This is a genomic window from Planctobacterium marinum, assembly GCF_020687805.1.
Classification (GTDB): domain Bacteria; phylum Pseudomonadota; class Gammaproteobacteria; order Enterobacterales; family Alteromonadaceae; genus Planctobacterium; species Planctobacterium marinum.
On the sequence record NZ_JAJEWQ010000012.1, the window covers coordinates 1 to 11,452 of the forward strand.

Genomic DNA, 11,452 nt, shown 5'->3' on the forward strand with positions numbered 1-11,452 from the left:
GGTGTCACGGCGGAACAAGTAAGGTCAGCTCTGCTTATTCAGCGAATAAGTAATCTACGGATACCAGCATGACAACCGACGACATTACTGCCTCATTCGGTGCGTTAGCTCATTTAATTTGAGAAAAAATAAGCTAATTATGGGCCGAGAAAATGCCAAGGAAGCGCTCGGTTCTGATTGACAAAAGGAGTCATACCAACGTCTAAATTAAAGGGCAAATACTTGTTGGCTATACTGCCTGAGGAACGAAGGTCAGCCAACGAGTATTTGTCCATGTTTAAATTTTCTTGTTAGGTGCTTTCACTGAACACACCTTTTAAGCTGCCAATCAGTCAACTGTATCGATTCGTTTTGATTGTGCCTTTCGTAATCGTAGACTTCCCACCCTTTCAGACCTAACGCACTCAAAACTGAAATCGGATGGTTTATCTTGGCTCCAAAGTAATCTTTAAACTCCTCTGGAGTATTTCCTGATATTGGCTGGAAGTCATACCACGTAATAGATTTTTCCTGATCACTCCAAATCGCTGTGAAGTTAACTCTTTTAACTTCATCATCCTTTATTACTGAAGCAGAACTCAAACTTAAGCTGCCGTATTCGAATACTTTACAGCTTTCTGGACCGCTGCAGCCGAATAAGAAGCTACAGGAGAGAGCTAGTAATAAAACCTTGTGATTCATCCTTGCACCTAACACCGCAATAAACGGCGAAAATTTATTGGCTATAATGCCCCAGAAACGAGGGAGCAGCCAATGGATTTTTGTCCGGATTGATTGTATTTGTTATATGCCATTACTTTGCTTATTGAACATAAACCAATAGGTAATCGCCACAATAACTGAACAATAGGCATAGAGAAACAGAACTCCAAACTCAGCTTTCGTCACCAGCAGGATTGTTAATGTGGGGAACAAACTTACGGGCAACAGTAAACTGAGTTTGAATTTATTGATACGTTGCAGCAATAGCGCGATTGGCAAGCCGTAGATAAACGTCAAAACTACAGCAAATATCCAGCCCACAAAAGCCACAATAACCCCAACATCTACTAAGTCAGTTGATGAAACAACTTCATTTGTAGCTAATGCGTAAAAGAATAATAATAGGTACAGAAAAAACACCGCAGGAAAGACAGAAAATGGAGCAATAAGGACCGCTCGAATATTTTTTCGGGTTGTTAGGCTAAATGTCTTCATAGCATATAACGGTTAATTAAAGGGCAAAGACTTGTTGGCTATACTGCCTGAGGAACGAAGGTCAGCCAACGAGTATTTGTCCAAGTTTAAATTTACTTGTTAGGAGTGTGCCTTTAAGTATTGAAATTTACTTTATATCGCTTGCCATTACATCGGAAAAATAGTGTGTCTATTCGCTCTTCTTTTCCTTCATAAATCAATATATGTTTGGCTTGGTATTCTTCTGCGTCTACGTGATTAAGTATATTTTTGACGTCTGTCTTTATCATCGACCAAACATGAGACAGGTTGCAGCTTTCTAAACCAGTTAAAGTTAGCTTAGTCTTGGTATTTTCTTCGATACCCATGAACGTCATTTCTACACCGAGTTTACTTAAATTAGATTTTTCAATTATTTCATCATTGTAAATTATCACGGTAGCCCAAGATTGGAAGAAAAATAAGCAACCCAAGCTTAATAACAACTTTTTCAATGAAGCTCCTAACGGCCCGGTTAAACGAGCATAAAAACGTTGGCTAAACTATGTGAGGCACGAACACAGCCAACGTTTTTGTGTCCGTTTTGAACCGATTGTTAGAGCCAACCACAGTTGATTAGAGAAGCAAGTTTACATAGAAAATTATTAACGCAACAATTAGTGAAAACAAACCTCTGCAAATAAATATTATCGGTTTCTCGGTGAATCTAATCGTTATTCCGAACATAAAATATTCAGCTGTTACAGCTCCTGCAACAAAATCTAAAAAGAAGAGTGCAGCGATCCCTAAGGGAAGCATTTCACTGAAAAAACTATCTCTGTCTAATACTTCAGTAATGTGTAATATTTCACCACAAACCAAAAAAGCAATAAACAAAAGATAAATTACGAATCTACTTCTGTCATTTGTCTTTTGCTTTTCGAAAAAGTCGCTTTCTTCTTTCAAGGTAATTGGCTCTAACGCCCAGCGTACGCGACGCAGTGTAGCAGCGAAGCTGCGAAACGGAGGTCGCGTACCGCTGTTTGTTAGCTGAACTGATTAAGTTAAACACAACCATACCAAACCAATTTACTTTAACAGCCCTCAGGCTGCTGGACCAAATACCCGTTAGCGATAAGCACTACCTACCAACTTTGAACCGTACGTCAGTACGGCACAAGGATCTTGAAATTTGAAATGAGCACCATGATCCATTGTGCTTTTTGGGGAATCCAATTTCGTTGAACCCGCCTTAGCGGGCGCAATTATTTTTGCTTACGCTAAACCATTTTTTGCAGCTAACGCCCCAAGCAGGGGCAAGTACATGCAGGCTAAAATACGGAACGAAATGACGGGAGCCTGTATGTAATTGTCCCGCTGACTTGGTTTGTTATATGCTTTTTGCGCAGCCATTTACAACCAATAATTGATTAAAGTACCTTACCAGCTGCCAGTGTTTTTCTGGGGCACTGTCTAAATGCCCCATACTTGAAACACTAACGTTATTAATTTCGGCTGATAGTTTAAATACCACTCCGTCCATTCTGCCTTCCGAAAAATACTTAGGTTCCCAACTAATGATATCTGCCTCTTTGAAAAACTTTAAAGTGTGAGCAAGCGTATCTTCTGAAATCACACTAGAACACAGAACCGATTCACTTCCATCTTTAAACGCAGTGAGTTTTAGCGAGCTTTCAGAATAGGTAAGTAGTAATTTATCCCTATAAGAACCAATCTCATAGGTAACTTGATCTGCTTGTGTAAAGTACGACGAGCAAGCCAAAATAGGAAGAAGAAGCAATCTTTGCATAGGCATATAACTACTAAATTAAAGGGCAAATACTTGTTGGCTATACTGCCTGAGGAACGAAGGTCAGCCAACGAGTATTTGTCCATGTTTAAATTTTCTTGTTAGCTGCTAGTTAAATTTCAATTCAACTTGTTCTTTTAGCTCTTTCTCAAGGTGAGAATTGACGTAGATATTTTTCAAAAACCATTCACCTGTCGGGGCATACAATGTGAATGAAACTTCAACAGGGCCTGTGTCGTAGTAAAAAGCACTTTTTACGTACTTGTAGTTTGGGCCAAGACTACTTACTGAAAATATTCCGAAACTATGCAACTTACCCTCATTAACCCTAAATGACTTCAAGTTGCTAATTGTGCCGCTCGCTTGTTCTTTAAACTGATCCTCATCAACATCATAACCGAGTATTTTGTAAGCTCTTATCATGGGCTTGACTACAGCGTCTTCTTCTTTGCCCGCTTTAACTTTCTCAAAGAATTCTTTGATTATGATTTCATATTCATTTCCATAACCTGAAGCAGATAAAAGCAGTGCTATTGCGAAAATTATTTTTTTAGTCAAAACATGTTCCTTTTGCAGCTAACTGCCGCAATAAACGGCGAAAATTTATTGGCTATAATGCCTGAGGAACGAAGGTGAGCCAATGAATTTTTGTCCGATTTGATTGCACTTGTTAGGTACTTATTGCCTGAAACTTCCTTTTAGAATTTTCGTAGAGTGCAAACCCCAAAATAGTGCCCACAGGGAAAAAAGGCATAAAACAAAATCCTACAATCCTAGACGCAACCCTTCCCTTATTTGATTTAATTTTGCATGCATAGGCAATTGTAAAATGTAAAGAAGGAAAGATAACTGTAGTAAGAGGTAAATACACTTTTCCTGACTCAGTTAGGTCTGCAGTGAAGGTTGGAATACCAAAAAGAAAAAAGCTTAGTAACCCAAGCCAAAAATGAATTTTTGCTAAAAGAGGATAATTAGCATCCATCAAATAAAGTACCTAACAATTTAATATCGACCCAACGGGTCGTTTTTCTTCCAGCCGCAGGGTCGTTTTCATTCTTTTGCGAATTGATAACAAATTTATCCAAACAATACCAGCTATGGGCTGCAATAAACTTAGCGCTGAGTCAGATTGCGCCCAAAACGACCCGTTGGGTCGTTTTCTTGACTATAGGAGAAAACCATCAATACTGTATATAAATACAGTGCATTTTTTAAAAACTTTAATATCATGAAAACCCGCTCCCCCTATTTAAACCTGGTCGCTGATTTTATGCTGACTAAACAATACTCTTTGCGTTCTATCGATACCTATTTGAAATGGATTAGTGGATTTATCCATTTCCACGATAAGCGTCACCCCACCTCAATGGGCGACAATGAAGTTACTCTATACCTGGATTATTTGGTACTGGAAAAAAATGTGTCGCCAAAAACTCAGGCTACAGCACTAAATGCGCTGTCTTTTTTGTACAAACACATCGTAAAGCAAGAACTTTCGCTGAACTTGTCATTTATCCGCAGTCTACGGCAACCCAAATTACCCATAGTCATGACACCAGATGAAGTCAAATTACTGATGTCTTTTTTAGACAAGCACTACTATTTAATTGCGGGCTTGATGTATGGCAGTGGATTGCGCGTGATGGAAGCTGTGCAATTACGGGTTCAGGATATAGATTTTGATTATAAATGTGTTCGTATCTGGCATGGTAAAGGGCTTAAGCATCGTGTGGTTACACTGGCGGTTGAGCTTATTCCGATGCTCAGGAACCAAATAGTGCAAGCCGATGAGTATTTACAGCTCGATCTTAAAAATGAACACTATGCAGGCGTTTGGATGCCAAACGCACTATCCAGAAAATACCCTGCCGCCAATAAGTCGTTGGCCTGGCAGTATTTGTTTCCTTCAAGACAACTTAGCGCAGACCCTGCAACAGGTGAAATAAGAAGGCACCACTTTCATCCAACAGGTGTCAGAAAAGCCATTAAAAAAGCGGCGGTATTAGCAAACATAGAGAAACCAATTACTCCCCATACGTTGAGGCATTCATTTGCCACCCACCTCCTACAAAGTGGTGCGGACATCAGAACAGTGCAAACACAATTGGGTCATTCAGACGTTAAAACCACACAAATCTACACCCATGTTTTGCAACAAGGTGCAAATGGAGTAACCAGTCCACTGAGTAGAATATTGTAGCTGCAATAGTCAGCTTTAGACATACGCTATTCAAGACTTAATATCTACTTCAGTCGATAGATTACTCTTATAATCAACTGTTCTGCCGAATAAAAACCGTGAATGCATAACAACTTCCGTACACTTTAAATCGTGAACGATCTTGAACAACCAGAAAAACTGTATTTTAACTGTCGCTTATAAACAGGCCAGGCTAATAAAATCTTCTCTGCCAAATAGTTGCTCGTATTTGCTTTGCAGATAGCGCGTTTTTGATATCCATTCATTGGTGAGGCTGAGCAACTTTATCTGTGAAAAGGTGGGGTCATCATTGAATGTTTGCCCGGAGTCAAACAAGGCTTCATTCAGCCGATTAATTACCGGTTGATAACTGTCTTTCTGAAAATCAATAACGGCGCCAATTTCGGTGGCAAGCTCAAAATTGGCGTGTAGCATATAACCCGACTCCGCCGCTAATGACCAGGCAGAGTAACGCAATGATTCCTGCACTAACATTTGCTCCAGATTAGCCAGTGACAGGTTAGCCGCTTCGCCCCGTTGGGTAACCGCCACGACTGCATTGATGCTGGCTAACAAGCCTTTTTGCTTTGGCAAATATCCCCGTTCGATCAGCACCTGGTTAAAGCTCAGTTCCGATTTCACATTGCACATGGCAATCTGTGTTCGTTCTTCGATGTCTTTGGCTTCGTCCCAATCCTGTAACGCAAAGGCCAACAGAATACTGGCGCCGATAAACGCCGACTCTACAAAAATAGCACGCCATTTAATAGATCTTCCTACTTGCAGTTGTAACATGGTCGCATCGACTTCCTTATGACGGTGGTTTTGGCGTTGGGTAATGATAACCGCATTTCGCGATTTAGATAAAATTTTCCATAAGTTGTTATAATCGCTTCCCGGTAATTTTATCTCATGGCAATACAGACTTTTCCTTATGCATATTCAGGCAACATGGCGGGTACTCACCATTGGTGACGGTGATTTGTCTTTTTCGGCGGCACTCGCCAGACGCTGGCCCACCCTTAAGATAACCGCCAGTGTGTTAGATTCGGAACAACAGCTGCGCGACAAGTATCAACTCAATGCCATTGATACACTGCTGGAAGCCGGGCAACGGGTAATGTTTGAAGTTGATATTACTCAACCTGACAGTTTGCGGGATAAATTAAAGGCGTCATTTGACGTTACTATTTTTCAGTTCCCGTTAGTTCCCAATGCCGGGCCTCGTCGCCCCGGTCAAAGCTGGCATCAGGGGGAAGACAGTAACCTGTTAAACCGGAAATTGCTCAACGCCTTTTTACGCTACTCACAACATTATTTGTTGGCATCAAACGGGGCCAGACTGAGCTATATCACGTCAAAAGATGTAAAGCCCTATTGTGACTGGAATATTGAGTGCCTGGCAGAGCCCGGCAGTTTCAGACATATAGGACAGATGCCATTTATACCGGGTGAATTTCCGGGTTACCGTATACGCAATGTCGATCGCGATAAACAGGTTAAAAGTACAGCCGCCATCACCTATGCGTGGTCAGACAGCCCCCAACCACAACTTCATCGATATCTCACAGCACCGCCAGAAGCCGCGCCACAATATTGTGAATTGTGCCATATCGGACCGGTAACAGACGCTCAGGACTGGCAGAACCATCTCAACTCCCGTCAACATCGACGCCGTGCAGGATATCAGCAAGCCTGGCAAGACTATTTAAACGCTACCGACAAATAGCCCCATGAGCACCTATCGCGACGGGGCTGCCGCGAGAAAACGTTCATTGCGCTCACTGCCAATAACGGCTTCCATCGGACGCAATACAATCCAACCATTGATATAGATACCTTCCGGCCGGCTGGCATCATATACGATACCTTCATCCACCCATTGATTGAATTCAGCCCGGCTCACCTGCAGGCTTTCCTTGTTGAAATAATTGTAATTTAACACGGCGTCAAACTGCACATGTTTATCCATAGAAGCGGGTTTATTATGGCCGTAATTACCCCGAACAAAGCTCAACTGGGTTGCTGAGATATTTGTCACCCGTAGTGGCACATAGCGGAATTTGTAATCTGATGCTGGGTTTATTCGGTAATAGTCCACCAAATAAAAGTCATTCACCAGGGGTTGTTGGGCGATTTCCATCCGTTGACTGTGCAGATATTCAGTTATCCCCCAATAGACCAACAGAATAAGCGCAATCACCAAAAAGTCTGAAAATGTCTTAAACCAACTCAACCGATCTGTTTTAGCGTGAGGTGGGTGAACTACCATCGCATTCATGTTTCTCTCCCTGAATATAGTGACCTGTGTTTACTGCTTCACTATAGCTGCTTTTTCACCTGGCACAATCTTTGTACTGTAAACTGACCGTTTTTGGCTGCAGTCTGTCGAGTTTGTCTTGGTGTTTGTAAGCCAATTTGTTACAACGCAACGACACATATTATCTGCAAATGTCGGTGAACGATGAAGTTAAAGCTGATTTTAGTTGTTGCACTATTCGCGCTGTTGTCTTGTTCCGGAAACAACTGGAGGACAGCAAGCCGTGCCCCCGCAGGAATTGCTGTCAATCCGATGTTGCATACTGATGCCGTTATTGAGTTTTACGCCGCCGACGCCTATAGCTGGCGTGGCTGGTTCGCAGTACACAGCTGGATAGCGATAAAAGAAAAAGAAGCAACAGAATATACTGTTTATGAAGTGGTAGGTTGGCGCACCAGACACGGTCAACCGGCATTGCGTCAATACAATACGATTTCTCCGGATCGCTACTGGTATGGCGCAAAACCGGAAAAGTTCTATCATCTGACCGGGGAAAAAGCAGAAACCCTGATCCCTCAAATGCGTGAGGCCATTGCGCAATATCCCTGGGCCAACGAATACACTTTATTTCCAGGTCCAAACAGCAATACCTTCCCGGCCTGGGTGGCTAAGCAGGTACCGGATCTGCAATTGCAAATGCCCTTCAGGGCGATTGGTAGCGGTTACGCAAATTAATCTGCCCCCAAAAACAAAAAACGCAGCCTGTGCTGCGTTTTTTATCAGAATCCGTTACGGATTAAAGTACAACAACTTCTGCTGCCTGAGGACCTTTCTGACCTTCTTGTACTTCAAATTCTACGCGTTGACCTTCAACCAACACTTTGAAGCCTTCAGATTTGATGGCGCGGAAGTGTACGAATACGTCTTTACCGCCTTCTTCTGGAGTAAGGAAACCGTAACCTTTGTCTTCGTTAAACCACTTAACTGAACCTGTCAATTTAGACATAAAAATAAACCTATAAAAATATTAAATTTTGACGCAAATGCGCCGGTAGAGCCTTGTTTAATTACTAATTTGGAATTGCTGAAGGTACATGGTCGCCAAACAATGTTTGACGGGTAAAGCAGAACTTAAGCGGATAACAAAAATATAACTGACCAAAGGCCGACCTTGATAATAGCACTATAAGTACCTGGAAGCGAAGAGAATTTTGTTTAAATATGCACTGCGCGGACCTGCGCATTACTGAACTGCCCGGAAGAATAAATCAACAAGCTGTAATCGCCCCTAAAAATGGGAAGGCGGAATTTTGCCCAGGCGCTTAATAAAATCAACAGAGGGAGCGAAATACGCGGCTCCGGTCTCCGGTGTGGTAAAGTCCAGCAACTTATCGTAAGTACCGGTTTCATCACCGAAGATCATACTTTCCAGCATTTTAGTAAACGGACGGCTACTCTTGCAGCAGGAAACAAAAAACAAACCTTGCACCTTCATGTTGCCGTAAGGCATGCTTTGCCGCAGAATTTCAAGGCTGTTGCCTTCGTCATCCTTAATACTGGTTCGTTTGCTGTGTGCAAAGCGCGCTTTTTTATGCGCCAGGAATTCCACATCATCGGACTTAGTGCGCCCCATGATTTTTTCCTGCTCCTCCACCTGCAACTGATTCCAACGATCCAGGTTGTGCCGGTAACGTTGCACATGAATGTAACTGCCCCCGGTAAAGCTGGGATCTTCATCCCCTACAATAGCCACATCTAACTTTTTCATGCCTTTGGGGTTTTCAGTGCCATCGACAAACCCGGTAAGATCCCGACCATCCAGATAGCGAAAGCCTTTGACCTGCTCCACCAGCTCTACATGCAGTTTTAACAGCTCGTAAACTTCAACGCCAATGGCATGACAAATGTCGGCCCGATCGGCTCTTATCTGGATAAACAGATCACTGGGCACAACCGGTGCGCTGCGATCTTCACAGGACATATCAGGAAACGGAGCCAGTTCCAGCGGTAATTCACCGGGGTAAAGTTCCATCCAGTAATTGCTACCGATGGCGACGACCCCGGAGATCATGGCTTCGTAGTGCTCTTCATCATAATGATTGAAGATATTCAGAATTTTAGCCAACTTTTCACGGATAAGATCGTCTTGTTCGTCAGTAACATTGAACATCAAATACAAGGCGTGCAGATTCGGTTCTGCGCAGATCCCTTTTTGTGCTTGTGGCATTAAAAATCCTGAATAAAAAGCGATAGTTAAGAATATCGCAAAACCGCTGAAGGGTGAACAATTGCTTTAACAGGTTAATAACCTGCGGCCTGTCCATCTTTGCGACTCTCTGACGCACCATAATACACGCCGGTTTTCAGATCTTTCATTATCGCCTGATAGCCGCCAAACCAACCCGAGACTTCCTGCAAAGTATGCCCTTTGCGGATCAACGCTCGTCGTGCCTCAGCAGAAAAACCATTTTCCAGGCTGACAAATCCCCCATCTTTCATCATCTCTCCCGTGGGCTGACTGGAGCCACTGTGCAAGATTCTGGGAGCGTCACCGGCTTCCTGTAAATTCATGCCAAAGTCGATCAGGTTCATGATCACCTGAGCATGCATCTGAGGTTGGGCACCGCCCCCCCATGACACCAAAGCTGATCCAGGGTTTGCCATTACGGGTAACAAACGCCGGAATAATAGTATGAAACGGCCGCTTACCTGGCGCATAGGCATTGAAATGGTCTTCCTGTAAAGCGAAGAGTTCGCCGCGATTTTGCAACACAAATCCCAGGCCGGTTGGCGTCATACCCGAGCCCATACCGCGATAGTTGCTCTGAATTAAAGACACCATGTTGCCGTCTTTATCGGCGGTGGTCAGATAAATGGTATCGCCTTCATACGGACCTGCATCATAGCGTTTTGCCGCTTTATTCATATCAATCAGTTGACGACGCTGCAGACCGTATTCTTTGGAGATCAACATATCAATGGGTTGCTTATTAAAGTCCATATCAGAATAGAATCTGGCACGGTCTTCAAAGGCCAGCTTTTTGGCCTCCACAAAGGCATGAACGTATTCTGGAGTAGCAAAGCCCATTTCTTCAACATCAAACAGTTCCATCACATTCAGGATTTGCAATGCGGCGATCCCCTGGCCATTCGGGGGGAGTTCCCAAACGTCGTAACCGCGATAACTGGTAGACAGCGGCTGCACCCATTCAGACGTGTGCGAGGCTAAATCCTCATACTGTAAAAATCCCCCCTGCTCTTTCATATAGGCCGCAATAATGCGGGCAATATCGCCCTTGTAGAACGCGTCCCGACCACCGGTCGCGATTTTTTCGTAGGTAGCAGCCAACGCCGGATTGGTAAAAATGTCACCTTTTGCCGGGACTGCACCATTGACATGAAAGATATCGTTAAAACCGGGATAATGACCGATTCGGGATTCATTGAGTGCCATGTAATGGGCTATCAGTTCTGTCACCGGGAATCCATTGCGGGCATATTCAATTGCCGGGCTTAGTAATTCGGCCATGGGAAGGGAGCCAAATTTGTCGTGCAATTGATACCACCCATCAACGGCACCGGGCACAGATACCGGTAGTGGTCCAAAAGAAGGAATTTTATCTAATCCCAAAGTTTTAAAGTGACTTAATTCCAGTGATTGCGGTGAACGTCCGGAGGCATTGAGTCCGTGTAACTTTTTGGATTTAGCGTCCCAGACAATCGCAAATAAATCCCCACCGATACCACATCCGGTCGGCTCCACCAGCCCCAGCATGGCATTGGCTGCAATGGCCGCATCAATGGCATTGCCCCCTGCCTTTAAGACATCCAGTGCCACCTGCGTTGCTAACGGCTGACTGGTAGCCACCATGCCATTTTGGGCTATTACCTCTGAACGGCTGGCAAAATGTTTGCCGGTGATCCGGTCAAAACCATGAGCAGTGAAGCTAAAAACAAGCAAAGAAACACAAAATGACAACAATAATCTGGACTTTTTCAAGACAGGCTCCCGAACAGAAGTGAATTG

Annotated in this window: 14 protein-coding genes and 1 pseudogene; 3 read left to right on the top strand and 12 right to left on the bottom strand. The window is 43.5% G+C overall.

Annotation, left to right across the window (positions count from 1 at the left end; translation table 11 throughout):
* Positions 1 to 300: 300 nt before the first annotated feature.
* The 7 genes from LJ740_RS22705 to LJ740_RS22735 form a co-directional block, all read right to left on the bottom strand.
* Positions 301 to 681, bottom strand: a complete 381-nt coding sequence (locus LJ740_RS22705) for a hypothetical protein (protein ID WP_229531432.1) — start codon at positions 679 to 681, stop codon at positions 301 to 303.
* A gap of 102 nt (positions 682 to 783) precedes the next feature.
* The gene (locus LJ740_RS22710) at positions 784 to 1,197 is read right to left on the bottom strand and encodes a hypothetical protein (protein WP_229531433.1); all 414 of its coding nucleotides are present in this window, start codon (positions 1,195 to 1,197) and stop codon (positions 784 to 786) included.
* A gap of 113 nt (positions 1,198 to 1,310) precedes the next feature.
* Positions 1,311 to 1,670 carry a hypothetical protein gene (locus LJ740_RS22715; protein WP_229531434.1) on the bottom strand — a complete coding sequence of 120 codons (360 nt, stop codon included), beginning with the start codon at positions 1,668 to 1,670 and terminating at the stop codon, positions 1,311 to 1,313.
* Positions 1,671 to 1,791: 121 nt separating this feature from the next.
* On the bottom strand, positions 1,792 to 2,121 hold the full coding sequence (locus tag LJ740_RS22720; RefSeq protein WP_229531435.1) for a hypothetical protein: 330 nt from the start codon (positions 2,119 to 2,121) through the stop codon (positions 1,792 to 1,794).
* A gap of 424 nt (positions 2,122 to 2,545) precedes the next feature.
* On the bottom strand, positions 2,546 to 2,965 hold the full coding sequence (locus LJ740_RS22725; RefSeq protein ID WP_229531436.1) for a hypothetical protein: 420 nt from the start codon (positions 2,963 to 2,965) through the stop codon (positions 2,546 to 2,548).
* A gap of 108 nt (positions 2,966 to 3,073) precedes the next feature.
* Positions 3,074 to 3,523, bottom strand: coding sequence for a hypothetical protein (locus tag LJ740_RS22730; RefSeq protein WP_229531437.1), 450 nt, complete (start codon positions 3,521 to 3,523; stop codon positions 3,074 to 3,076).
* A gap of 112 nt (positions 3,524 to 3,635) precedes the next feature.
* Complete coding sequence (locus tag LJ740_RS22735) at positions 3,636 to 3,947, bottom strand: hypothetical protein (RefSeq protein WP_229531438.1); 312 nt, start codon at positions 3,945 to 3,947, stop codon at positions 3,636 to 3,638.
* A gap of 246 nt (positions 3,948 to 4,193) precedes the next feature.
* Between LJ740_RS22735 and LJ740_RS22740 the strand changes: the two genes are divergently transcribed.
* Positions 4,194 to 5,165: an integron integrase gene (locus tag LJ740_RS22740; protein WP_229531439.1), complete on the top strand. Its 972-nt coding sequence runs from the start codon at positions 4,194 to 4,196 to the stop codon at positions 5,163 to 5,165.
* 177 nt (positions 5,166 to 5,342) lie between these two features.
* Here the strand turns inward: LJ740_RS22740 and LJ740_RS22745 are convergent, their stop codons facing one another.
* Positions 5,343 to 5,960: a hypothetical protein gene (locus LJ740_RS22745; RefSeq protein ID WP_229531440.1), complete on the bottom strand. Its 618-nt coding sequence runs from the start codon at positions 5,958 to 5,960 to the stop codon at positions 5,343 to 5,345.
* 139 nt (positions 5,961 to 6,099) lie between these two features.
* On the opposite strand from LJ740_RS22745, the gene LJ740_RS22750 reads away from it, so the two are divergent.
* On the top strand, positions 6,100 to 6,894 hold the full coding sequence (locus LJ740_RS22750; RefSeq protein ID WP_229531441.1) for a Rossmann-like fold-containing protein: 795 nt from the start codon (positions 6,100 to 6,102) through the stop codon (positions 6,892 to 6,894).
* Positions 6,895 to 6,906: 12 nt separating this feature from the next.
* Here LJ740_RS22750 and LJ740_RS22755 read toward each other — a convergent pair whose 3' ends face one another.
* On the bottom strand, positions 6,907 to 7,446 hold the full coding sequence (locus tag LJ740_RS22755; RefSeq protein ID WP_229531442.1) for a hypothetical protein: 540 nt from the start codon (positions 7,444 to 7,446) through the stop codon (positions 6,907 to 6,909).
* 183 nt (positions 7,447 to 7,629) lie between these two features.
* On the opposite strand from LJ740_RS22755, the gene LJ740_RS22760 reads away from it, so the two are divergent.
* Positions 7,630 to 8,160 (top strand): DUF3750 domain-containing protein, encoded by a 531-nt coding sequence (locus LJ740_RS22760; protein WP_229531443.1) that lies wholly within the window; start codon positions 7,630 to 7,632, stop codon positions 8,158 to 8,160.
* A gap of 61 nt (positions 8,161 to 8,221) precedes the next feature.
* Here the strand turns inward: LJ740_RS22760 and cspE are convergent, their stop codons facing one another.
* From cspE to ggt, 3 genes and pseudogenes are all read right to left on the bottom strand, one after another.
* On the bottom strand, positions 8,222 to 8,431 hold the full coding sequence (gene cspE / locus LJ740_RS22765; protein ID WP_229531444.1) for a transcription antiterminator/RNA stability regulator CspE: 210 nt from the start codon (positions 8,429 to 8,431) through the stop codon (positions 8,222 to 8,224).
* Between the two features lie 282 nt (positions 8,432 to 8,713).
* Positions 8,714 to 9,652, bottom strand: coding sequence for a Dyp-type peroxidase (locus LJ740_RS22770; RefSeq protein WP_229531445.1), 939 nt, complete (start codon positions 9,650 to 9,652; stop codon positions 8,714 to 8,716).
* Between the two features lie 74 nt (positions 9,653 to 9,726).
* Positions 9,727 to 11,407, bottom strand: a pseudogene (gene ggt / locus LJ740_RS22775) (gamma-glutamyltransferase).
* Positions 11,408 to 11,452 lie beyond the last annotated feature (45 nt).